21 protein-coding genes are annotated in these 23,111 nt (G+C 60.6%); 3 read left to right on the plus strand and 18 right to left on the minus strand.

The features are described 5' to 3' along the window. From LQR33_RS17895 to LQR33_RS17910, 4 genes are all read right to left on the minus strand, one after another. Window positions 1-740 (minus strand): hypothetical protein (locus LQR33_RS17895; protein ID WP_231469974.1); only part of this gene is annotated, 740 nt, incomplete at its 3' end. A gap of 74 nt (window positions 741-814) precedes the next feature. After that, window positions 815-1,387, minus strand: coding sequence for a cysteine hydrolase family protein (locus tag LQR33_RS17900; RefSeq protein WP_231469975.1), 573 nt, complete (start codon window positions 1,385-1,387; stop codon window positions 815-817). Continuing rightward, entirely contained in the window at window positions 1,384-1,848 is a 465-nt protein-coding gene (locus tag LQR33_RS17905) for a MarR family winged helix-turn-helix transcriptional regulator (RefSeq protein WP_231469976.1), read from the minus strand. The genes LQR33_RS17900 and LQR33_RS17905 overlap by 4 nt, the downstream gene beginning before the upstream one ends. A 113-nt stretch (window positions 1,849-1,961) precedes the next feature. Beyond that, window positions 1,962-2,219: a hypothetical protein gene (locus LQR33_RS17910; RefSeq protein ID WP_221663764.1), complete on the minus strand. Its 258-nt coding sequence runs from the start codon at window positions 2,217-2,219 to the stop codon at window positions 1,962-1,964. Between the two features lie 435 nt (window positions 2,220-2,654). Here LQR33_RS17910 and LQR33_RS17915 point away from each other — a divergent pair, with 435 nt between their 5' ends. Continuing rightward, complete coding sequence (locus LQR33_RS17915) at window positions 2,655-3,560, plus strand: helix-turn-helix domain-containing protein (protein ID WP_231469977.1); 906 nt, start codon at window positions 2,655-2,657, stop codon at window positions 3,558-3,560. Window positions 3,561-3,564: 4 nt separating this feature from the next. Here the strand turns inward: LQR33_RS17915 and LQR33_RS17920 are convergent, their stop codons facing one another. The 6 genes from LQR33_RS17920 to LQR33_RS17945 all read right to left on the minus strand — a co-directional run bounded on the left by LQR33_RS17920 (window position 3,565) and on the right by LQR33_RS17945 (window position 13,293). Next, a complete protein-coding gene (locus LQR33_RS17920; protein ID WP_080939989.1) occupies window positions 3,565-4,944 on the minus strand; it encodes a sensor histidine kinase in 1,380 nt (459 codons plus the stop codon). Next, window positions 4,944-5,432 carry a putative pterin-binding protein gene (locus tag LQR33_RS17925; RefSeq protein ID WP_221663767.1) on the minus strand — a complete coding sequence of 163 codons (489 nt, stop codon included), beginning with the start codon at window positions 5,430-5,432 and terminating at the stop codon, window positions 4,944-4,946. The genes LQR33_RS17920 and LQR33_RS17925 overlap by 1 nt, the downstream gene beginning before the upstream one ends. A gap of 20 nt (window positions 5,433-5,452) precedes the next feature. Next, window positions 5,453-6,175: an FkbM family methyltransferase gene (locus tag LQR33_RS17930; protein ID WP_221663768.1), complete on the minus strand. Its 723-nt coding sequence runs from the start codon at window positions 6,173-6,175 to the stop codon at window positions 5,453-5,455. Window positions 6,176-6,654: 479 nt separating this feature from the next. Then, window positions 6,655-10,470, minus strand: a complete 3,816-nt coding sequence (locus LQR33_RS17935) for a translocation/assembly module TamB domain-containing protein (protein ID WP_231469978.1) — start codon at window positions 10,468-10,470, stop codon at window positions 6,655-6,657. A 4-nt stretch (window positions 10,471-10,474) separates the two neighbouring features. Further along, a complete protein-coding gene (locus LQR33_RS17940) occupies window positions 10,475-12,247 on the minus strand; it encodes an autotransporter assembly complex protein TamA (protein ID WP_231469979.1) in 1,773 nt (590 codons plus the stop codon). Between the two features lie 374 nt (window positions 12,248-12,621). After that, the gene (locus LQR33_RS17945) at window positions 12,622-13,293 is read right to left on the minus strand and encodes a TetR/AcrR family transcriptional regulator (RefSeq protein WP_231469981.1); all 672 of its coding nucleotides are present in this window, start codon (window positions 13,291-13,293) and stop codon (window positions 12,622-12,624) included. 32 nt (window positions 13,294-13,325) lie between these two features. Between LQR33_RS17945 and LQR33_RS17950 the strand changes: the two genes are divergently transcribed. After that, complete coding sequence (locus LQR33_RS17950; RefSeq protein ID WP_231176700.1) at window positions 13,326-13,871, plus strand: DinB family protein; 546 nt, start codon at window positions 13,326-13,328, stop codon at window positions 13,869-13,871. On the opposite strand, the gene LQR33_RS17955 is transcribed toward LQR33_RS17950, so the two are convergent. Further along, window positions 13,868-14,353 (minus strand): GNAT family N-acetyltransferase, encoded by a 486-nt coding sequence (locus LQR33_RS17955; RefSeq protein ID WP_231176698.1) that lies wholly within the window; start codon window positions 14,351-14,353, stop codon window positions 13,868-13,870. The two genes, LQR33_RS17950 and LQR33_RS17955, sit on opposite strands and share 4 nt — an antisense overlap. 233 nt (window positions 14,354-14,586) lie before the next feature. Here LQR33_RS17955 and LQR33_RS17960 point away from each other — a divergent pair, with 233 nt between their 5' ends. Beyond that, entirely contained in the window at window positions 14,587-15,768 is a 1,182-nt protein-coding gene (locus LQR33_RS17960) for a GGDEF domain-containing protein (RefSeq protein WP_231469983.1), read from the plus strand. Window positions 15,769-15,817: 49 nt separating this feature from the next. On the opposite strand, the gene LQR33_RS17965 is transcribed toward LQR33_RS17960, so the two are convergent. From LQR33_RS17965 to LQR33_RS17990, 7 genes are all read right to left on the minus strand, one after another. Next, the gene (locus tag LQR33_RS17965; RefSeq protein WP_231469985.1) at window positions 15,818-16,507 is read right to left on the minus strand and encodes a lysozyme inhibitor LprI family protein; all 690 of its coding nucleotides are present in this window, start codon (window positions 16,505-16,507) and stop codon (window positions 15,818-15,820) included. A gap of 138 nt (window positions 16,508-16,645) precedes the next feature. Next, window positions 16,646-17,314 carry a BRO-N domain-containing protein gene (locus LQR33_RS17970; RefSeq protein WP_231469987.1) on the minus strand — a complete coding sequence of 223 codons (669 nt, stop codon included), beginning with the start codon at window positions 17,312-17,314 and terminating at the stop codon, window positions 16,646-16,648. Window positions 17,315-18,305: 991 nt separating this feature from the next. Continuing rightward, window positions 18,306-18,431, minus strand: coding sequence for a hypothetical protein (locus tag LQR33_RS24255; protein ID WP_269326277.1), 126 nt, complete (start codon window positions 18,429-18,431; stop codon window positions 18,306-18,308). 116 nt (window positions 18,432-18,547) lie between these two features. Then, window positions 18,548-18,853 carry a hypothetical protein gene (locus tag LQR33_RS17975; protein ID WP_231469990.1) on the minus strand — a complete coding sequence of 102 codons (306 nt, stop codon included), beginning with the start codon at window positions 18,851-18,853 and terminating at the stop codon, window positions 18,548-18,550. A gap of 99 nt (window positions 18,854-18,952) precedes the next feature. Continuing rightward, entirely contained in the window at window positions 18,953-19,474 is a 522-nt protein-coding gene (locus tag LQR33_RS17980) for an REP-associated tyrosine transposase (RefSeq protein WP_231469992.1), read from the minus strand. Window positions 19,475-20,021: 547 nt separating this feature from the next. Next, window positions 20,022-21,821 (minus strand): dihydrolipoyl dehydrogenase, encoded by a 1,800-nt coding sequence (gene lpdA / locus LQR33_RS17985; RefSeq protein WP_231469994.1) that lies wholly within the window; start codon window positions 21,819-21,821, stop codon window positions 20,022-20,024. A gap of 114 nt (window positions 21,822-21,935) precedes the next feature. Then, window positions 21,936-23,111, minus strand: a 1,176-nt coding sequence (locus LQR33_RS17990; protein ID WP_231469996.1) for a dihydrolipoyllysine-residue acetyltransferase, incomplete at its 5' end; no start/stop codon positions are given.

Here is a 23,111-nt window from a genome sequence, read left to right on the forward strand (position 1 = left end):
AGCGTCAGGTGCGCGGCCGCCAGCGCGCTGCGGGCGGCGAAGGCGGGGCGGTAGGCGCGGAACAGCGTCAGGCTCAACATCCCCGCCGCGGCCATCGCCCAGGCCTGCGGCGCGCTGTCGCTCAAGGCCAGCCCCAGCGCCACGCCGCAAGGCACGCCGACCAGGGCGGCGCTGACGCGCTGCCAGCTCTTGCTCCGCACCGCGGCCCAGCCGCCGACGCAGACGCTGGCGGCTGACCACACCAGCCACTGGCCGTACGGCAAATGGCTGATCGCCGCCCACCAGGCCAGCAGGCCGACGCAAACAAAAGCCAGCCCGAATGCGGGCGCCTCGCCCGGCTTGCGCTCGGCCCCGCCTACGCGGCCGGCCAACAAATGCAGCGTCCAGGCGGCCAGCGCGCCGCCGGCCAGCCAAGGCAGCTCGGCCGACGCGGGCGCGCCCCGTTCGGCCATCTCATAACCCAGGTACAAGGCCGGGATGAAAGTGAAATTGGCGACCGAGCGCCACACGGCGCGGCGGCGGCCCAGCCGGCACCCCAGCTCCGCTGCCAGCCCGCAAGCCAGCGCGAACCACGCGGGCCAGCGCCACAGCCAGGCCAACAGCAGGCAACCGGCCAAGGCGAGAACAGCTTGGAGCGCGGCGGCCCGGATGCACAGCCTCCCCCGCTCCATCGCGATCAGGCAGCACACCGCCAGCATGCCGCCGCTCAACCAGCGCGGGTCGCCGGAGATGAGCGCCATGGCCAACGCCGGCAAAAGGAGAACGGCGGACCGCGATGCCAGATAGCCGTCGCAGTGCCGCGCCAGCGCGGCGCTCACAACGCCTCCAGCTGCTCCTGCGTGACGATGCCGGCGATCGCCGCCAGCTGCCGCATCGACATCTGGTGCTCCTCCTCGCTGGCCGCCGCGCAGGCGGGCTCCAACACCAGCACGCGGTAGTCGCGGTCGTGCGCGTCGCGCGCGGCGGCCTGCACCGCCCAGGTGCTGCTGACCCCGGCCACCACCAAGCGCTCGATGCGCTGCGCGCGCAGCACCGCTTCCAGGCCGGTGGCGTAGAAGGGGCTGACCCGATGCTTGGCGACCACCGCGTCCTCCGGCTGCACGTCCAGCTCCGGATGGAAAGCGGTGCCCTCGCCCTGCAGGTTCAGCGCCTGCAATTCCGCGGCGCGGCTGAAAATGGCCGAGCCCTGCGGCATCTCGACATAGGACGGCGAGAAACCCACCTTGACGTGGATCACCTGCCAGCCGCGCGCGCGCGCCAGCGAGATCGCGCGGTTGGCCTCGGCGATCACCCCGCGCTCGGCGGCATGGCCGGCGCAGCGCGCCACCCGACCCTGCGGATGCATGATGTCGATGATGTAGTCCAGCGTCAGCAGTGCGGTTTTCATGCTTGCTCCTTGATCGATGTGGGTTCGGACGCGGCCAGCCGCTCCAGCAGTTCGCCGGCCCGCAGCAGGATGCCGCGCTCCTCGGCGCTCAGCCCCTGCAGCGCTTGCTGCAGCCAGCCGTCCCGCAGCTGGCGGTTGCGCCGCAGCGCGGCCTCGCCGGCCTCGGACAGACCAACGCGCACCCGGCGGCCGTCGTCCGGATCCTGGGTGCGGCGGATCAGGCCCGAGGCGTCCAGCTCGCGCAGCGCGCTGGCCAGGTTGGACGAGCGCAGATTCTCGCGGCGCGCCAGCTCGGTCGGCGTGATGTCGCCGCCAGCGCGGTCTATCGCGCCCAGAATGGTCAGCAAGCCGAAAGGCAGGACATCCAGGCTGCCCTGGCGGCGCAGCCTGCGCACCATGGACATCAGTTGCCGGCGCAGCAGGCTGGCTTCGAGGGTAGGAAAGTAGTCTGATCCGATCATTAATCTATATTTACATAGCTATTTTATCATAGCAATATATCTGAGTTGCCTAACAACAACACTCCTTCACATGCCCGATCGGAACGAGTCTCCGGCTCTACTACCGCACACCTTCACACTCGGTGTGAGGCTACGCGCTCACCTGCCATCCTCACTGCCAGCTCCACATCGGAAAACTCGAGCACACAATACGCCAGTCCCAAAGCCAGCAGTTCAACCAAATAGTCCCGCCCGAAAATAGCAGCCCCCTCCCAGTCGGATCCAATTCCTCCCAACATTAGCGGTGCCGTCACAATGACACGCTTGCCCTGAAACGTGTCCAAGGCAAAGTCGTCGTCTTCAATCCCTTGAACCAGATGCGTCAACGCCATAAAACACCCCTTTTCCACCATAGACAGATCGGCAAATGCCTTTTCGCCATATCCAAAGGCGACTTTCTATTTCTTAAAATAACAACCCCGAATCAGGTAATTGTTATACAAATCCCCCCAATAATATTAGCATACGCTAAATAGTACTCACGCAGACAAACGTGCCGCGGAACATTTTAAGCACATTAAAAATATTCTTAATAGTAATAACTGACTTAGGCTATTGTCCGCGCTTATTATTTTGCAATAACACACTCCCTGACACCGACAGCGAGCACACATTACCAGCTCTCTTTCTAGCGCACCACAAAATTTGCGCTTATCGCACAGTTTTCACAGAAAGTGTGCGTACAATGCAATCCTTAGCATGTGTTTAATTTGTCACCCGTACTGATTGCTGATAGCATTTTCCTACCCATGTAGGAATATCTTGCAATGACCGATGACTTCAAACCCTTATTTCTAACCCGACTCACCCAGCTCTTAGACCAAAGAGGCATTGCAGAGCGGGAACGCACTGCGTGGTTACGCAACCTACTTGACATCGATCTCTCAAGTGCCAATCGCAAATTGAAGGGCGGGATAGCATTCAATATTGAAGAGCTGGCTAAAGTGGCACGCACCATCAACTGCTCAACAGACTACCTGTTGGGCTTGAAAAATGAGTCGCATATTAGTGAGCTGCCCGGATCAAGCTTTCACGGTTTTGGAGTTAAAACGACTCTGATCAGTGAACGATTGTCCACTGACAAAGTTATGACAGTTGCCGCGCGTATGTGGGATTCCCACGATGGAGGAGCAGATCTGATAGCATGGCTATCTTTAGAGCCACATGCATCTCAGGCACACTGTCTAGCTTGGCAAACCAAAGAAAGCCCTTACTGGTGGCTTGGCCCGGCCAACCAAGTGCCAATAGATTGCCAACAATATCCTGTCTACGCCTATCTAACATTAGAATCTTGTATAGGTTGGTATCGAATTGCGGTGCTAGATGACCGGGCAGAAACGGCCGAGATTATGCAAAGCTTCTTGGAACAAGCCGGGTATATTTCAGATACTTTCACGCAAATAACAGATCTGCGGAATGCATTAAAGACTGAGTCGTATGACGCTTTTGTTCTCGATTGGTCAATGGGGCGTGGGGAAACAACTGAGCCATTAATTCAAGAAATTCGGCAAGTCCACGGCACTAATATTCCCATCATGCTCATGACAGGAGAAGCCAGCGAATCCGAAATTGAACGCGCAATAGACCAGCATGGCGTTAGATATTTTCAAAAAACTGGGCTCTTCAAACCCATAGTTGCGCAACTAAAGAAGGATTTAAGAGAAAAAATATAGCTTCCTACTCAACATTTAGAGGTATTTTCACAATAAAAACAGAGCCAACACCAATTTCGCTTTCTGAAAGGAAGACCTCACCATTCATCAGAGAAACGATTCTTTTAACAATTGCCAACCCCATTCCGGCACCACCGCGACTCACCCCCTTTGCTTGCACAAAAGCATCAAATAGAATCGTTTTCTCATCTTCCGATATTCCGATCCCAGTATCCTCCACAGATAATATCAAGCTAGATTGAATACCGCTGCGTTCCTGATCAAGGCTTACACTAATTTTACCAGCATCTGTATAGCGAACCGCATTTGATATTAAATTTACAATTACTTGCCTCATTCTTGTCATGTCCGCATAAATAACCTTGCTGACAGTATCAGCAACTCTTAGCTCCAATACTAGCCCTTTCGCCTTTGCCGCTTGTTGAAATTCTGAGACAATGCTGGTTACTAGAGCATCAATCTCGAAATTGCTAGGCCTCAATATCATTCTACCAGCATCCAATCGTCCCATATCCAGCAAGTCTTGCATCAATTTAGATAGGTAGTCAGCAGCTGTCTTAATATTTGCCATTGTTCGCAAAGCCTTTGGCTCCTTCACTAAATCAGTAAGTAGCTCAACACCTCCTTGAACAGTATGTAGCGGAGTTAGTATCTCATGACTAACCGTAGACAGCATCGTCGAACGAGCCAATGCAGTCTGTACCGCCTCTTCTCGCGCTAATTGAGCTGCCTCGATGGCAAGCTTTTGCAATTCAATGATCTCCTGCCCACGTACCGCCCTCAATCTCTCCCGAGCAAGAAAAAACACAAGTACCGCCCAAAGAAATATGAAACTTAGGAAGGTAACATTGCGCAGCTTTAAAGTTTGTTCAATGGATAAATCTCGTAGCCTAACCTCTTCTTGATGTGCAGCCATAACTAAATCTGCAATAACAGGACCGATATCAACCAGTGCACTCTGCAAAGATCTCATTGCTTGTTTATCATGAGCAACTCTAGGGAAAAGCATCTCTACCTTTTGCATGAATTGAGTAACATCAAAAAGCAGCTTCGCATATGAATGGTTTTTCTTCAGTTGAGGAGAGACAGAATTATTTAGCACCAAATACTTAGATTGCAAAACATCATATGCAATCGTCAAATCCTCTAAAGATTCTACACCTAAGGAATAGGCATTCGCTTCCCCATAGATTCGCTGCACAGCATAACGATACTGTGATGCTGCCCAATAATACCCTTCGCCAGGGCCAGCAGACTGCTCCAACGCCTGCTTTGAAAATAATAGGCTTTTAGCATAGTAAAAGCATACCATGGGCAAAACGATAGCCAAAACAATAAAGACTGTCCATTGTTTCCAGCTTTGCTTTAAATTTTCTGACATCATTAGTAAACTGTTATGTTTTTTACTTGCCAAACTAATTTTGCATCAGCCTTAACTGTCTGCAACTCAGAAAAAGAACTTATTGGATACATAATCCATAGCGGCCCATAATCTCTTCGTTGCAGAGGCTTTCCATTTAAATAACGTGCAAAAATTGAGTGATAACGATAAAAATCACTAATTGGCAAAGTGATTTTATAATCATCATATGTCACAACCTCGACCTTAGTTCCTTTTGCCTTCACCATTAACAACACATCTGTAATCAATGGCCCTGTAAAAGTAGACATCGGCGTCCAGGTTGTTTTTGTCACAATATTATATTGCGCAATTTTATTAAAATCACTCTCAGTAAAATGATATACCTCCCCTTTCTTATCATTAAAAACCCCAATATTACCTTTCACAGTCAAAATGACGTCACTAGATAACGCCATAGCTTTAGATGCAAAAAACGACGCAAAAAGAAAATAAAATATGGCTTTTAACATTACTATTCCTCAATATTGAATCAGCGTTTCCAGCAAAAAGTAAATGCCTCTGAATCAACCAATCTATATCCTTGCTGCCAAAGCTTATTCATCACTTTCGCCATCGCCTTTTCACCGATAATAGGTTTATGTATTTCAACGAAAATTGTTTTCAGCCCTGATGGCAATTCTATTGCATCAAAAATCTTAGCTTCCTCTCCTTCAATATCAAAAAAAGCAACATCGTAATCATCCATCAACAACAACTCAAGATCGACTACAGGAACATCAATAGTAGAAGTAGATTGCCATGTATCTTTCCTCAAAGAAGATGCCCAGAATTCTTTTGAAATATGAAACTTCGTCATCCCTTGTCTAACACCCGCTTTAACAGCACCATAAACAATTTGAAAATTAACATCATTCAGCGACGCAGTATGACTAAGTCTATTTAACAGGTATGGATTTGCTTCAATAACTGTAGTATCTCTCCTAGATACTTGTGAGAGCACTGTTGCAATTATTCCAATTCCCCCTCCTATTACTATTGATTTCTGCCCAAACTCAACACATTCCCGAATTAGCCTGACATCGCCATGCTCATATGCATTACACATAAGCAGATATACTATCCACGGAGGGATTTCAGAATCCACACTAACCAATACATCACTGGACTGAATAATTTCGCTATAGCTATCACATTTTTCAATATACTCAAGCAAGCTCATTTCAGCACTATTGGGCGAAGGATAATCAGACATCAAACTCCATCGCTCTCTAATTTTCTGTTGCCGACCTATGCTCAAACATTTTTCGAATAGATCTCTCAGCATTATAACTGCTGAACCCACTTGCTCATCACATCCTAAACTAGGGTAATTCCTCATTACATGCCCAGTCGATCATAGTTCACAGTTTAAGTGCTCATCAAAATAAATGGAGTGGCATTTACCAGACTCCATATAATTTTATTCGAAACAGTTTTCAGAAAAATGTAACATGACATAGAAGATAAGCTAGGTAATGAAGAGATAAAAATTTGCCGCTACAAAAATTAGGTTTGCGGTTATGAAAATTTATAATGGAGCAATTCATTTTCATGGCAATCGCATAATCAAAAGAAAGTTTTGCTCAACCGGGAACCACGTACGAGAGAATATCATTGTCATTAAATGACGGCGAAAACTTAGAATAACACCATAACCGCGGCATAGCATCGACTTGAGGAACGCGGTACGCTTCAATCGAACCGCAGCGTGTAGCGCGACTCCGCCGACATCGCCGTGCCGGCGCGCAAAATCACCGACCAGCCCTTGGACAGCTGGTAGGCCAGCTTCACCGCCTGGTCGGCGCTGCTGATGCCGTACTCGTAGCCCAGGTAGAGCTCGCGCGTCAGCTGGCGGCCCACGGTCACCACCTGCTCGGCCGGGCTGACCGTGCCGTTGGCCAGCGTTTTTTCCTTGCGGCTGGAGACGCCCAGGTCGTCGAACAGGCCGATACGGTCATTGATCGAGCCCGCCAGCATCATGCCGGCCGACGCGGCCAGATCGTTGTTGTCGCGGTCGCCGCTGGCGGGACGGCCCAGCACCAGCCAGGCCAGCCTGTCCTTCTCCGCCATCGGCTCGTCGCTGATCAGCCTCACCTTGGGCATCGCCACCGAACCGCTGACTTCCACGCCCGCGCCCACCGGCGACAGCCGGCGCTTGGCCTGGACGTTGAGCAGCGGGTTGTCCAGCGGGCCATTGAAGGTGATGGCGCCGAAGGTGATGTCCAGATCCTGGCCATAGGCCTTGTAGCGCCCCTTGACCACCTTGACCTGGCCCTTGGCCGCCGGCGCCTCGCCCGGATTGGCGCTGACATGGACCATACCGGACAGCTCCACGTCCAGCCCCTGGCCGGTGAAGCGGAAGCGGTCGCCCAGATCCAGGTCCAGCGCCACCGTCAGCGGCATGGTGGCGAAGGCGGACGGCTCCGCCGGCGGCCTGCCCACCACCACCACATCGCCGCTCAAGTCCGGCGCACCCAATTTGGGCAAGCCGATGCGGCCTTGGTCTGCGCGGATGCGGCCGCTCAGCGACAGCTTGCCGCCGACGAAAGCCAGCTCGCTCTGGCCGGACACCACCAGCCGGCGGCCCGGCCGGTCGAACACGCTGAAGCGCTGCAGCGCCACCTTGACCCGCGCGTCGGGCAGATCGTCGCTGAGATCCAGCGTGCCGCTGGCGGTGACGTCGCCCTTGCCGCTGACGAAGCGCAGCTGCTGCAAGGTCAGCTTGCGGCCGTCGATGCGGGCCAGCAGATTGCCGTCGGCCAGCGCGATGCCGGTGCGGCGATCGGCGAATTTCAGCTGGTCGCCGCGGATCTGGCCCAAGGCCTGCGGCGCGGCCAGCGGGCCGCTCAGATCCAGGCTGGCCTGCAACTGCCCACCCAGCTCCAGGCCGGGGCCGGACAGCTCGGCCAGCGTCGACAAGGCCGGCAGACTGGCCCGCAAAGTGCCGGACACCGGCGTGCGGCCATCGATGTGGCCGCCGTTCCAAGGCAGGCTACCCTGGCCTTGCGCCTGGGCGAAGCGGCTGTCCAGGTTGAGCTTGAACGCCAGCCTGCGGCCGTCCAGGTCCAGATCCACCCGCGCGGTCTTCAGGCCCAGCGGCACCGGCCGGCCCTTGCCTTGCGGCAGCTGCACGTCGCCGCCGCTGCGCCACACCGCCAGCTGCCCCTGTCCGGACGGCGCCAGCCCCCAGTCGGCATCGAACTGCAGGTTCTGCTCCACCGGCAGCTTCAACAGCGGACCCAGCTCGGCCAGTTTGATGCCGCGCGCGCTGCCGTGGCTGCTGAACGCGCCGTTGGCCTGGCGGGTGAAGTCAGCCATATTTAGATTGCCGCCCAGCAAAGCCAGCCGCGCGGCGCCCAGCTTCACCTGGCCGTCGCCGCCGACGAAGAGCGAAGCCGGCGCCAGCAGACTGAGGCCGGGCTTGCCGGCCAGATCCAGCTTTTGCACGCTGCCCTGCCAGCCGCCGGCCGCGGTCAAGCCGCCGCTGGCCGCCAGTTGCAAGCCGTAATTCAGATCGCCCTCTCGGAAGCGTCCGTCCAGTTGCAGGCCGTGGCGGGCGCGAGTGCCCGACGCGCGGGCGTGCAACTGCTCGGCGCGCAGCGTGCCGGCCTGCAGCGCGGCCACGTCCAGGCTGAGCTGGAAGGGGCTGGCCTGGTCGGCCTTGATATTGCCGGCGAACTGCAGCGATTGCAGCGCCACGCCGCCCGGTAGCTTCAGCCGGTCGGCCTGCAGCTTGGCGTTGAGCAGCGGCGCCTTGGGCACGCCCGCCAATTCGCCCTGCCCTTGTATGGTGCCGGCGAAGCCGGGCCCCAGCAGGGACAGATTGGGCGCGTTGATCGCCAGTTTCAGCTTGTCGCCGGCCACGCCGTAACTGCCGTTGGCCTGCAGCCGGTTGTCCGCCAGACGGATATCCATCAGCAATTGCTTGAGGCGGCGCTGGTCCAGCAGCACATTGGCGCTGCCGGACAACGGCGCTCCGGACAGCTTGCTGGGCGCGAACTGCAGCTTGGCGCCGACTTCCATCGGCTCAGCCAGCTGGCCGGCCATCTTCAATGTCGCGTTCAGATCGCCCTTGGGCAGCTTGGGCTGCAGCCTGGACGGGTCGGCGCGGCTGAGCGCGCCGTTCAGTTCGAACAACTGGCGGCCGGACAAGCCCAGCTTGCCATTGACGCTGATCGCGCCGCCGCCGGTTCCCAGCTCCAGCTTCTTCAGCAACAAGGCCGGCTGCTTGCCGCCCGCCAGCTCCAGCAGCGCGTCGGCGCGCAGTTGGCCGCCCTTCAACTGGGCGGCGACGCGCGGCTCGGCCGGCGCGCCTTCCACCGTGACGCGGCCGCCTATAGTCTCGTCTGGCGCGGCCTCGTGCAGCTGGCGCAGCGCCACCTTGCTCAGATCGGCCGCCAGCTTGATCGCGCCCGGCTTGAATTCGCCCGACAGGTCCACCCGGCCGCCGGCCGCCTCGGCATGGCTGTTGTACAGCTCCAGCGCCTTCTCGTCGGCGCGGAATTCGCCGACCAGCAGCGACAAAGGCAGCTTGTGCGCCGACAGCGCGCCCGGCTCGGTGTTGATCAGGGTCAGACCGCCCTTGACCCGCAGGCCGGCGTCCGGCTCGGCGAACACCGCGAAACTGAGCCGGCCCTTGGGCCAGGACGGCAGCAGCGATTGCGGATTGATGTTGCCGACGCGGGCATCCAGCCGCGCCAGCCGGTTGAAGGGATTGGCGTCGAACGGGCGCAGCGCGCCGGACAGCTCGACGCTGACGCCCTTGCCGTCCATCTGCCCCGAGAAGGCCGGCTTGAGCAGATCGCCGGCCAGCTTCAGCCTGGCCTTCACCGCCACCTGCTCCAGCTCGCCCTGCGCGGCCAGTTGGCCGGACAAGGGGAACGGCGACGCGGCGGCCAGCTCCAGCCCGGCGTTGACGCCGCCCCACGGCGTGTCCAGCCGCTGCAATTTCAGCCGGTGGCGCGCGCCGTCGTAGTCATAGCCCGCTTGCAGCCGGTACAGGCTGACATGGGCCGGCTCCAGCGTCAGGCTGGCCAGCGACAACTCGCCGACGCGGACCTTGAGCGGCAGCGCCAGCGAACGCGGCGCCTCCAGCGGCGCGGGCTTTTCCTCGGGCTTGGGCCGGCTCTGCACGCGCACGTGGCCCAGCGCCAGCCGGTCGATGTCCAGCCTGCCGCGCCACAGCTCAGCGGGATGCCAATCCAGCTTCAGCGATTCGATGTCGACATCGTCGCCGGCGCTGCGCACGCGGACGTCGCGCAGCGAGAAGCCTTGCCAAAGCGCGCCGTCCACCGCGCCGACGCTGAACAGGCCGCCGCTGAGGCGGCTGGCGCCGTGCAGCGCCCAGGCGAAGCCGGCCGGACTGGCGCTGATCCAGCCCAGCAAGGCCAGCAGCAGCGCGAACATCAGCGCCAGCGCACCGAAGAAGACGCGCCAGCGGCGCGGCCGGCGCGGAGGAGTCGGCGCCTGCTCGGGCGCCTCGGTTTGGGGTGTCTGCTTGTCGCTCATGGGATCAGAAGGCCAGGCCCAGGCTGAGGTTCCAACGGATCTTGCCGTCGCGCTCAGCCTTGGCGATGTCGAAGGACAGCGGCGCCACCGGGCTCATCCAGCGCACGCCGACGCCGTTGGCGTGCTCGGGCTGGAAGCCCTTCCAGCTGTCGGCGGCGTTGCCGGCGTCGGTGAACAGCGCCAGGTACCAGTCCGGCTTAATCGGAATCTGGTATTCGAGGCTGCCGGTGGCCACCACGCGGCCGCCCAGCACCGAGCCGTTGGGGCCGGGCAGGCCCAGGCTCTGGTAGTCGTAGCCGCGCACGCTGTTGGCGCCGCCGGCGCGGAACAGCAGCGTGGACGGCACCTGGGCCCCATCGCGCGCCCACACCTGGCCCAGCTCAGCCCGGACAACCAGGGTGCCGTACTTGGGGAAGGGCGACCAATAGCCGACCGCGCGGCCGTAGGCGCGCACCATCGAGGCGGTGGAGCCGAACTGGCCCACCGAGCCCGACACCCGGCCGTCCAACAGATAGCCGCTGCGCGGCCGCATCAGATCGTCCACCGAGCGCTGGGTCCAGCCGTACACCAGCTGGGTGACGTGGGTGTCGCTGGTCAACACGCCGCCGGCCTCGGCGCTTTCCTTCAGGAACTCCACCCCCATCCGCGCCTCGATATTGCCGCGGCTGCGGATGCGCCACACGCCGGCGTCCACCGTGTTGGTCTTCAGGCCCTGCACCGTTTCCGACTTGAACGAGCTGGTGATGGAATGGGAATAGCCGTCGGACTGGCGCGGGAAGCCCAGGCCGAAGCTGACCGCCTGCTGGTCGCGCTTCCAGTCCAGCAGCAGCGAGCCGGTGTAGCCGCGGCGGAAGATGTTGTAGTGGTCGTAGCCGACCCGCACGCCGGGTCCCTCGACCGAATCGTAAGTCAGGCCGAGTTCCACCTTCTGCCGCGGCATCTCCACCACGTCCACCGTCACCGGCACGCGGTTGTCGACGATGTGGTCGAAATCGGCGCTGACGATCACCGACGAGAAATGCGGATCCTGTTCCAGCGCCGACTGGTAGGCCAGCACCTTGTCCTGGCTGTACGGCGAGCCGGGATTGAAGTCGGCCATGCCCAGCGCCACCTTTTCCGGATAGCGTTTGACCCCGTTGACGGTGATCTTGCCGAAACCGATCATCGGTCCGCTGTCCAGCTTCACCTCCAGCGTGGCGCGGCGGGTGGCGGGATCGATCCTGGCTTCGCTGGACACGATGCGCGCCCGGGGAAAGCGGTCGGCCTGCAGCCGGCGCAGCACCGCGCGCTTGCCGGCATCCCAGTCCGCCTGGCGGTAAGGCGCGCCCATCGGCAACGTCCAGGCCTCCAGCACCTGGGCCAGACGCTGCTGATAATCGCTCTCTTGGCGGATGTCGCCGTCCAGCCGGATGGTAACGTCGTCGATCAGCACCGGCTCGCCCGTACTGACCTTGACCCGCACCCGGTTGCCGCTCTCCAGCGTCGTATCCACTTTGGCGCCGAAATAGCCCTCGGTCTCCAGCAGCTTCTTCGCCTCGTCCGGCGTGCTCTTCACCAACGCCTCCAGCCAGCTCTGATCGACGTCCGGGTCCTTCTGGCTTTCCATCAGATCCAGGTTGTCGCGCAGCAATTGCGCCAGATCGGACGGCGCGTCGATTTCCACGCTGTATTCAATGCCGGCCTGCGCTTGCGCCACCGCCAGACAGGCGGCCAGCGCCAACAGCCGGCCAGGGCGGCATGCAAGAAAGCGCGGAGGGAGGATGGGAAAACGTGGCATGGTTCGATTCAAAAGGGGATGTCGCATGGTAACGGAAGTCAGCGGGGCTGGCGACCGGCAAACGATTGTCAAACAAGGGGTATCTGACTCTTTCGCCCCACTCAAGTTCACTCCGGGCTTACCCATGCGCAAGGCATCAAACCGGCAAAGCCAGCGCGTACAGAGAACTTTGGCCCTATCTTGCCGCGCGGCCCTGTAAAAAAACCACTGGAATGCGCAAATCAACTACAGCCAACCGTACCCAAATCGCCATCGTTCAACACTCGGGACCAAGCCTCGGCCCTCGGCACGCAGCTGAAATGGCGCGTCAGCGCCGGCCTTCCTACCAGGAGAAAGCGTAGACCAGTGCTTGCGGTTGCAGGTTGACACCAATCTCAACTAGGCGCAGGACATTCAGCGGGGATGGCCTCAACGCTCAGGTAGGCGCAGACCAAGCCCAGCAGCTCGCGCCTCAGGCCCGGATGCGCCAGCAAGCCGCGCCGCGCGGCGTTGTGGATCACACCCTCGACCGCCGACGACAGCAGGTGGGCGGCGACGCCGTCCGCGTCATCCGGCCCGCGGTGGCGCGCGACGATGACGCCGTACAGCCGCAGATATTCGTCCTGGAACGCCCGGTGCGCCGCCTCGCCGGCATAGGGATTGGGCAGATCGAGCAGGACTTGGTGCAAAGCCGGAAAATCGCGGTGGATGGCGATCATCCCGTCCACCAGCGCCTGGGCCAGACCTGCCGGCGCGGCCTGGCCATCGACGGCGCGGCGCAGCGCCGCCAGCACGGCGTCAAAGTGGCGGCGGCGGATGGCGTCGACCAGCGCGGTCTTGTCGGGAAAGTATTGATACAGCGAGCCGATGCTGACGCCGGCGACGCCCGCCACCTCGTTGGTGGTGAAACCAGCCCAGCCGCGGGCGTCCAGAACGCGAGCGCCGGCTTCGACGATCGCGTCCACCATCGCGCGGGAACGCGCCTGGCGCGGAGCCTTGCGCATCGCCGCCGCCGGTCCGGGAATGCGAGTGGACACGTCGGCCTCCTCGGAAAACAATTCAGTCATGTCTAGATAGCATGAATGGAGAGGAAGGCACCATGGGCGCAAACCAGTTACTGGCGCGGATGTTCCGTTATCAAGCATGGGCCAACGAGGAGATGCTGGCAGCCATCGCCGGGCTCGATCCCGAGCGCTACGCCGAGGAGCGCCGCCTGGCGCTGCGACTCATGAACCACTGCTTGGTGGTGAACCGGATCTTCGCCGCCCATCTGCAAGGCATTCCGCATGGTTTCGCCGCCGACAACACGCCAGATACTCCGGAGCCGGAAGCGCTGCGACGGGAGACCTCGGCGTTGGACCGCTGGTATCTGGACTACGCCGCCAGCGCCATGCCAGCGACGCTGGCGCAAGCCATCCCCTTCGCCTTCACCGACGGCGACAACGGCTATATGACGCGCGAGGAAATGCTGACCCACGTCGTCACCCACGGCGGCTACCACCGCGGCGAAGCCGGGCGGCTGCTGACCCAGGCCGCCGCGCGCCACCCGCTGGGCGTCGAACTGCCCTGGGACACCTACGCGGTGCATCTGCACCGGACGGAGCCTGACCGCCGGCGGCAGGGCGAAACGCGGCCAACCGCTTAGAAAACAGCCTGCGCCAGCGGCAGGCTGAAGCGCACGCGGTGCTGACCGGGGCCGCTGTAATCGAGCACAACCGGCACGCCCTCCTCCACGCCATCCCCCTCCAGCAAGGCGAAGCCCATCCGCCGGTGAAACGCGATGGAGGCGGCATTGCCCGGCGAGGTGATGGCTTGCACCTCCGAGCATCCCCGCTCGCGCGCCGCCGCGAAGAAACGGCGGTACAGGCTGCGCCCGATCTCCCGGCCCCGGGCCGCCGGCGACACGCCGACAAAGTGGATGTAGCCGACCTCCGGCCGCGTCTGGGACTGGAAGCCCACCAGGAAGCCGACGATCTCCTCCCCTTCAAGCGCGGCGAAACCGGTACCGGAGAAATGGTCGAAGAACATGCGGTGCAGCAGGTGCCTCACCTGGCGCCCGCCCCACCACTCGTCCATCACCGAGGAAATGAACGCGAAATCGCTGGAATGAATCTGTCGGATCTGCATGCGGCAACCTTTCTGTAGCGATCGTCGGCCGGCCTCCCGCTCCGCGGCTGGCAGCAGATGGATGGATACGGAAGCCTCGGCCAAAACCGCATTATGCCATTGATATTTCCGCTTAAAACAACCCGTCTCCGCAGCGGCTACGTATTTGTTCGTATAAAAACCATCTATCTTGAAGCAGGGTCGCTCCGCTTGCCGCGCTTGCGATCACCCCTCAGAATCCTGATGAGGCGACCATGTTCGACAGAAGCGACAAAGGCATCATGCTGAAGGCCATCGTGGTGGCCGCTCCCATCCTGCTGTGCATGGGCCTGCTGCCGGTCTTGTCGTTTTATATCGAAAAGCTGCAGGAGCGAGGCCGAACGGAAATCGTCGAATACATCTCGATCGCCCAGGCGGCGATGGAAGTAAAGTTCGACGCCGCCGACCTGAACGGCTGGCAAACCGGCTACGCCTTCGACATCGTGCGCAACATGGACGGCGCCAGCCGCGACAACGCCATCTCCCGATCCGAATTCCTGCGCTCCGCCGATAATTTCCGCCGCGACATCCAGTCCCTGCGCGACATGCCGCTGGCCGCCGATCAACGCAGCCTGCTGGACAGCGTGCAGCGGGATTTCAACGCCTTCATGGAGCGGGACCGAGACATCATCGCCATGTACCGCTCCCACACGCCCGCCTTGCGCGACAAAGCATCCAGCCTGGTGATGGGCGAGGAAATCCAGATCTTCAACCACATCTCGCAGAACACCAACGCGCTGGCCGTCTCCATCACGCTGGACCTGATGAAGAAAGTGGCGCAGTCCAACTCCTACGGCATCGTCGCCCGCTGGATCATGCTGGTGATGTGGATCGTCGCCAGCGCGATGGCCATCCTGCTGGTGCGGCTGCTGCACAAATGGCTGGGACAGATGCGCGGCCTGATGGAAAAGCTGGAAGCGCTGGCCGGCACAGACGAGCTGACCCAGCTGCCCAACCGCCGCACCTGGGACATCCAGATAGAAATGATGCTGGCCACCGCCCGCCGCTACAACCAACCCATCGCGGTGGCGCTGTTCGATCTGGACCATTTCAAGCAATTCAACGACAGCTACGGCCACCCCGAGGGCGACCGGCTGCTGCGCGAGGTGGCGGTGCTGATCAAGTCGCGGATGCGGCAATCGGACCTGTTCGCCCGCTTCGGCGGCGAGGAATTCGTGCTGGCGCTTATGGACTGCGACCTGCCCCAGGCCGCGATCCGCATCGACTCGCTGCGCGGCAATCTGCCGGACAACCAGACCTTCTCCGTCGGCGTCACCCTGTGGATGGAAGGCGAGCGGATACACAGCACGCTAGCGCGGGCGGACAAGGCGCTGTATCTGGCCAAGAACGGCGGCCGCGACCGGGTGGTGAGCGTGGAGCCGCCGACGCGCGGCTAGCCAGGGGCAGGGCTGATACCGCCGACGGCCAGGCCGCCCCGGAGGAGACTCACCCGGCGTCCGTCGCCTTCCGGTTTGTCCCTTTGAAAGTGACGTTCATCCCGCCGCATTCGGCATGCTCGTCGCCGACCTCCAGGCCCCCCGCGCCGAAGCGCAGCGTGAATCCGCACTCCGCCGCCGGATCGACATAATGGACAAGCTTTCCCGCCAAAACCGCCGTGCCATCCACCATGGCCGTATTCACATTGCCCGTGGCGGCGTTGCCGACCCAGTTGGCGTTGCCCAGGATGCGAACACGCTGGCCGGACAAGACGATCACGACGATCTCCGCGCCGTCCTCATCCGGCCTGCCGTTCCGGTAACGCCTGTACACCCCGGTATAGGCATCCCCCGCCGAGCTTGCCCGAGCATGCTGCCCCAGCTCCAGCAGCTGGGCGCGATACGCTTGCCGGAGACTCGCGGCGTCCCCTGCCCCGTCCCGGCCCCATGCCAGCCAATATCGCTGCCACTCCTTGACCGCGCCTCGGCTGGCGCTCTTGTCCAGCGCCAGCCGGTAAGCCGCGGCAAGCTCCTCATCCAGCCGGGACAAGGCGGGATCGGCGCAAATCGTTTTTTCAACCGGCTTGCGCGCCTTGGCGCAATCGAAACTCGCCGCCCCCGCCAGTAGGGGAAACAGCAAGGCCGCGCCATACAGAATCTGGTGGATTGTTTTCATTTCACCCCCATGGTTTGCCATCACACGCTCAGCGCGTGCGTGAGCAGCTACGCCATGACTCAAGCGTGCCCAACCATTCGTTCCGACACCCGGAAATCATCCGGAACCAAAGAAAACAGGGCAGCCACTAGCCTGCCCCTCGCCATCAAGCCCGCTTTGCCATCAGCCGGCAATCCGCCCCATCCGTTCCGCCAGGCGCAAGTGGCAGGCGGCGGCCAGTTTGACCAGATCGCCATTGTTGACCGGCATCCGGCCCGGCTCGGCGATCAGCTCGGCCAAGCCCTCCAGCGTGGCAATGGAGCTGCTGAGGCCAATCAGCTTGCCATGCGGCCAGCGCTGTTTGTTGTGACGCTCGTAATCCAGCGCCACCACCCACCGCGAATGCTGCCAAGGCCCAGGGCCACGCAGCACCGCCGCCATCACCGCGCGGCTCACCTGCTGCGCCGCCTCGGCGGCAAGCACCAGCGCCAGATGCAGGCTCTCCACCGTGGAAGCCACCCCGCCCTCATGCAGCAAAGCCGGCCGCGTCTCCTCCTGCCACCAGCGCCGCAGCCGTCTTGCGCCGGGCTTCTTCACCCGCCGGACAAGCTCATCGAGTTCGCCTTCGGACAGGCACAGCACCGGCTCGTCCTCCCCAGCCAATAGCAGCAGGTGGCCGGCGGGCGGCTCCAGCATTTGCAGCAGGTCTTCCACTTCCTGTTTCATCGAAACGGCGATTTCAGCGGCGACAAACCAGAAGCCCTCCTCGCGGCGGATGACGCGCAGGGGGAAGCCTTTGGCGTAGTCGAGGCGGAGGGGAGCGTTTACGTCGAGGGGTATGTGGTGGTTCATGGCTAGGCCTCCTGACTTGCGTGGATGCCATGCGCAGCGTTCAGGCGCAAAGCTCGGCGGCAATGCAAGGAGTGGGAATGCGGAGAGCCATGAAGAAAGACAGATACAACAAAACGAGCATCCATGATGAAGCTCCTAGTGTTTCGTTGAATTGCGCCCCCTGTTGAGAGGGGCGGCCAGGTACTTCAACACCGACACTAGACGGCCCGTTGCCTTAGCCCTTGCGGGCTATTTTTCGACAGACGCGCTACCCGGCCATAAGCAGTAGACGCGCCAAGAGCCAGGCGCGGCTAGGAAACCTATGGACGCAAAAAACCCCGTCTGTCGGGCGAGGCTACCGCTAGTGTGTCAGGTGTGTTGAGCACCAAGGGAAATTCTATCAGCGGTAGATACTTGGAACAACGAAGCTCGGCCTAATAGCCAGGGCTTGCTTTGATCAAAGTGGCCCTCCATATCGTAGTGTTCCGCCAGGAGGCGGGCCAGGGGGCTGCGCGGCCAGCCCCCCGGCACCCCCAGGCCGCCCCGACAGCGCTGCGAAACCCCGCCCCCAAAGCCATTTACAAGGAGCCGCCGGAACTAGCCGCGCGCTAACGTCGCGCGGCGTCGAACAACCGGCGTCTTAAAACCTTGGAAATGGATTTGGTGTCGGCTTGCGCTGATGGGGATGAGTCACATCGGTTCGGTTCTAGCAAGTGCTGGATTTAGCCCCCTCATTACGTGGGAGGAGTGCCTTTTCTTAGATAGAATTTTTAGCTCCGGTAAGTTGAGCTTCCCTGTACCCAATGTCAATCCATATAGAAATCCAACGTACCGCGTTATTAGAATCTTTATAAATTATGTTTCTCACGCCATTCATCCGTCCATGCAAATAGTTCCAGATGATGTGCCTGCTTATAATCCGCTTTAAGCTCAGACCCCAGCATTGTAGTCGTCAACTCAAAACCAGCCCATTCGGAAGATCTAAAATGCTCATGCTCACACTGATTGGTAATCAATTTTTTTGCAAATTGCTAATTGCACATTGCAACATAGCCAAGCCTTGAGCATCGGCATGAATGTGAATTGCATCGCCTACTGAGTTCGAGCATATACTAAGCAAAGGGACGATTTTTTCCATGAACCCCATCTCCAGTAAGATAAGAAATCAAATACACTCAGCAAAGTTGCATTCAATTCAATATGGCGTAGGCTAGGCAGATTAATAAAGCCCCTCAAGACCCCTTCCCCCTACTTTCAAGGCCTGACATCACGTGAATACATATGTCCATGCCAGTAGTGGCACTCTTCACTCAGCCACGCAAACTTCTTACTTCGCTCAGCTAAAACCCGAAGTGGAGCCAAGTCGATTTGATAACGCCAAAACAGTGCAATAAGCTCCAAGAGCCTTTCTTTGCTAAGATAATTTAGATTGATATCAAAAATCAGGTCTCGCCCCACCCCCTTAATATTCTTTATGCAATCAATCTCATCTAGCCCTTGGAAGAATCGACGCTCATCTCCATAAGAATAAAATGATGTCAACCGAATCTGCATTTTCATCTCGCACCTCGAAACCAGCACCACTTTTCATCAGCCCATTAAGTTGGACTCTCCTGTAGGTTGGCGCTGAGCACAGCGAAGCCCAACGTTCACCGCGCCCTATTCCTGCAACTGCACCACAACACCTTCCCCTGCCCAATCTTCAGGCAACCACCCCAACCTGACATAGCGATGAAAGCTGGAATACGGCCACTCTACCACTCGCTCCACATAGCCATGCTTGACCGGGTTGTAATGGATGTAATCCACATGCGCCTGCAAATCCGCCTCATCCCGGATCTGATGCTCCCAATACCGCCGCTGCCAGATGCCGCGCTCCCGCCTGCGCACTCGACTCTCCCGAATTCGTTCGGCTTTGGGCAGATTGCGCGAAAATGCCGCCTTGATTAGAGCCATTCTTGTCGGATAGTCCGCGTCACCCTCCGGCAAGGTCCATACCGCATGGAAATGATCCGGCAACACCACCATGGCGACGATCTCAAATGGATGGCGGTCTCGCACTTGACGAACAACCTGCCGCAAAACGTCGATATGGCGAGTCAGATAGTCTTGTCGCCGATCCGCCAAGTTGACGGTGAAAAACCATGTGCCGCCATCTGCTATTGAACGCCGGTATTGCATGGACTGCCTCCAGACCGTGCGCGGTAAACGTTGGGCTTCGCTGCGCTCAGCACCAACCTACACTCCAACGAATCCCAAGCCATCGAGAACACAAAACCGAACCGACTCGCCATCAGCCCCCATCAGCGCAAGCCGGCTCCGAAGCCATTTCCAAGGTTTTAAGACGCCGGCTGTCCGACGCGGGGCGACGTTAGCGCCCCGCTAGTTCCGGCGGCTCCTTGGAAATGGCTTTGGAGACGGGGTTTCGCCGCGCTGTTGGGGCGGCCTGGGATTGCCAAGGGGCTGGCCGCACAGCCCCTGGCCCGTTCGCCGGGCGGAACCGGCACCAAAATCATCCGTCCGCGAAGCGGACACAAAACCACAACACGCACAACCGGTGCGTCGCCCCTTCGGGGTGACGCACCCTACCCGTGGAGGCGGAAAACCCGCTTGGCAGCCTTCTACCAAAAGACACAATCATCATACAACCCAGTCAAAACAAAAAGGGCAAGCCCCAAGGCTTGCCCTTTCTCCATCTGATGGCGATCAATCAACCGCCGATCAAACCTTACTTCTTGCGTTGCGGCGGCAGGTCCGTGCAGGTGCCGTGCGCCACTTCCGCCGCCATGCCGATGGACTCGCCCATCGTCGGGTGCGGGTGGATGGTCTTGCCGATGTCGGTCGCGTCGCAACCCATCTCGATCGCCAGGCACACCTCGCCGATCATATCGCCGGCGTGCGGGCCCACGATGCCGCCGCCGATGATCTGGTGGCTTTCGGCGTCGAAGATCAGCTTGGTGAAGCCTTCGTCGCGGCCGTTGGCGATGGCGCGGCCGGAAGCGGCCCACGGGAACACGCCCTTCTCGATCTTCAGGCCTTGCTTCTTGGCTTCGTCTTCGGTCACGCCCACCCAAGCCACTTCCGGATCGGTGTAGGCCACGCCCGGGATCACGCGGGCGTCGAAGTAGGACTTCATGCCGGCGCAGTTTTCCGCCGCCACGTGGCCTTCATGCACGCCCTTGTGCGCCAGCATCGGCTGGCCGACGATGTCGCCGATGGCGAAGATGTGCGGCACATTGGTGCGCTGCTGCTTGTCCACCTGGATGAAGCCGCGGTCGGTCACCGCGATGCCGGCGTTTTCCGCGCCGATCAGCTTGCCGTTCGGCGCGCGGCCGGTCGCGTACAGCACCAGGTCGTAGCGTTGTGGTTCTTTCGGGGCCTGCTCGCCCTCGAAGGTCACCCACACGCCGTCTTCCTTCGGCTCCACGGCCACGGTCTTGGTGTTCAGCATGATGTTGTCGAAGCGGTGGGCGTTCCACTTCTGCCATACCTTGACCAGGTCGCGGTCGGCGCCCTGCATCAGGCCGTCCAGCATTTCAACCACGTCCAGGCGCGCGCCCAGCGTGGAGTAGACGGTGCCCATTTCCAGGCCGATGATGCCGCCGCCGATGATCAGCATGCGGTTGGCGACGCCCTTCAGCTCCAGCGCGCCGGTAGAGTCCACCACGCGCGGGTCATTCGGGATGAACGGCAGCTTCACCACACGGGAGCCGGCGGCGATGATGGCGTTCTTGAACTTGACGATCTTCTTCTCGCCGGACTCTTCGCGGCCTTTGCCGGTGGTCACCGAGACTTCGATGTGGTGCGGGTCGATGAAATGGCCGTTGCCGCGCACGATCTCCACCTTGCGCGCCTTGGCCATGCCGCCCAGGCCGCCGGTCAGCTTGGCGATGACCTTTTCCTTGTAGCCGCGCAGCATGTCGATGTCCACTTCCGGCTTGCCGAACTTGATGCCGTTGGCGGCCAGGTGGCTCACTTCGTCGATCACCGCGGCGTTGTGCAGCAGCGCCTTGGACGGGATGCAGCCCACGTTCAGGCACACGCCGCCCAGGGTGGCGTAGCGCTCGACGATGACCACTTTCAGGCCCAGGTCGGCCGCGCGGAAGGCGGCGGAGTAACCGCCGGGGCCGCCGCCCAGCACCATCACGTCGCATTCCACGTCCGCGCCGCCGCTATGGGTGGCGGCGACCGGAGCGGCCTGCGGCGCGAAGCCGGCCTGGGTGGTGGCGGAGGCGACGCCGGTGGTTTCCACCGGCTTCACTTCAGCCGGAGCCGCGGCGGCTGCGCCGGCGGCTTCCAGGATCACGACCACGTCGCCTTCGGAGACCTTGCCGCCCACGGCGACGCGCACTTCCTTGACGGTGCCGGCGGCTTCGGCCGGCACTTCCATGGTGGCCTTGTCGGTTTCCAGCGTGATCAGGCTAGCTTCTTTTTCAATCACGTCGCCCGGTTTGACGAACACTTCGATCACGTCCACGTTGTTGTGGCCGCCGATGTCCGGGACTTTCAATTCGATCAGATTGCTCATGGTGATCCATTCAATCCATGTAGGGCGGGTTCGCCGCCTTAGCGGCCACCCACCGGAAATATGGAACGGCGGGATGCGGCGCCGGCGCCGCGATCCCGCCCTACGGACGCCCGATTACAGGATCAGACGGCGCACGTCGGTCAGCAGCTTGCCCAGGTGCACGGTGAAGCGCGCGGCGGCCGCGCCATCGATCACGCGGTGATCGAAGGACAGGCTCAGCGGGCACATCAGGCGCGGCTGGAATTCCGAACCGTTCCACACCGGCTTGATCTGCGACTTGCAGACGCCGAGGATGGCCACTTCCGGCGCGTTCACGATAGGCGTGAAGCTGGTGCCACCGATGCCGCCCAGGGACGAGATGGTGAAGGTCGCGCCTTGCATGTCGGTCGGCTTCAGCTTGCCTTCGCGGGCCAGCTTGGACAGGTCGGTCAGTTCCTGGGCGATCTGGCGCAGGCCCTTCTTGTCCGCGTCCTTGATCACCGGCACTACCAGGCCGTTAGGCGTGTCGGCGGCAAAGCCGATGTGGTAGTACTGCTTCAGCACCAGGTTGTCGCCGTCCAGCGAGCTGTTGAAGTTCGGGAAGGCCTTCAGCGCTTCGGCGGCGGCCTTGATGATGAAGGCCAGCGGGCTGATCTTCAGGCCGGACTTTTCCCATTCCTTGCCTACGGTCTTGCGGAAGTCTTCCAGCTCGGTGATGTCGCACTCGTCGTTGAACGTGACGTGCGGGATCATCACCCAGTTGCGCGACAGGTTGGCGCCGGAAATCTTCTGGATGCGGGACAGCGGCTTGGTTTCGATCGGGCCGAACTTGGCGAAGTCCACCTTCGGCCACGGCAGCAGGTCCAGACCCGCGCCGGAGCCGGCCGACGCGGCGGCCGGGGCCAGAACCGCCGGGTTCTGCATCACGTCCTTGACGAAGGCCTTGACGTCGTCTTCGGTGACGCGGCCCTTGCGGCCGTTGCCCTTCACCTTGCCCAGGTCCACGCCCAGTTCGCGCGCCAGACGGCGCACGGACGGACCGGCGTGGGCCTTGGAGAAGGCGATTTCGTCGATGGCGGCGGACACGGCGGCGGCTACCGGAGCCACTACCGGCGCGGCTGCAGGCGCAGCGGCAACCGGGGCCGGAGCGGCCGGGGCGGCTGCCGGAGCCGGCGCAGCGGCGGCCGGGGCGGAAGCGGCGACAGCGCCTTCCACCACGACGATCAGGTCGCCCTCGCTGACCTTGTCGCCCACCTTGATCTTCACTTCCACCACTTTGCCGGCGGCGGTGGCCGGCACTTCCATGGTGGC

Origin of the sequence: Chromobacterium piscinae, from assembly GCF_021129175.1 — a bacterium.
Lineage (GTDB): Bacteria > Pseudomonadota > Gammaproteobacteria > Burkholderiales > Chromobacteriaceae > Chromobacterium > Chromobacterium piscinae.